The sequence below is a fragment of the Kitasatospora putterlickiae genome, from assembly GCF_039527695.1.
GTDB lineage: Bacteria > Actinomycetota > Actinomycetes > Streptomycetales > Streptomycetaceae > Kitasatospora > Kitasatospora putterlickiae.
On the sequence record NZ_BAAAKJ010000110.1, the window covers coordinates 26,424 to 27,082 of the forward strand.

Annotated in this window: 1 protein-coding gene; it reads left to right on the plus strand. The window is 75.7% G+C overall.

The genetic code is table 11. From position 1 onward, the window contains the following. On the plus strand, nucleotides 1-659 hold a 659-nt coding region (locus tag ABD308_RS11655; protein ID WP_344332025.1), incomplete at both ends, for an ABC transporter ATP-binding protein.

Consider the following 659-nt stretch of genomic DNA (forward strand, 5'->3'; position numbering starts at 1 on the left):
CGGCTGCCGGACCACCGCCGGCACCGTCCGCCTGGACGGCACCGACCTGCTCGCCCTTCCCGAACCCGCCGTGCGCGCCGTCCGGGGCCGGCGGATCGGCATGGTCTTCCAGGACCCGCTCGCCTACCTCAACCCCCGGATGCCGATCGGCCGCCAACTCGCCGAGGCCGCCCTGGTGCACGGCGCGGGCCGGGCCGACGCCCGCGCCCGCGCGCTCGAACTCCTCGACCTGGTCGGCATCCCCGAACCCGCCCGCCGCTACCGCGACCGCCCGCACGAGTTCTCCGGCGGCATGCGCCAGCGGGTGCTGATCGCCATGGCGATGGCCAACCGGCCCGACCTGCTCATCGCCGACGAACCCACCACCGCCCTCGACCCCACCACCCAGGCCGACATCCTCGACCTGCTGGTCCGGCTGCGCGACGAGACCGGCACCGCCGTGCTGCTGATCACCCACGACCTCGGTGTGGTCGCCCGCACCTGCGACACCGTCCAGGTCATGTACGCCGGACGGATCGCCGAACGCGCCCCGGTGAAAAGGCTGTTGGAACAGCCCCGGCACCGCTACACGGCCGGGCTGCTGGCCTCCGTACCCCGGCTGGACGGCCCGCGCGGCCTGCCGCTCGCCGTCGTCGGCGGCCGTCCGCCCGCCGCCGGGG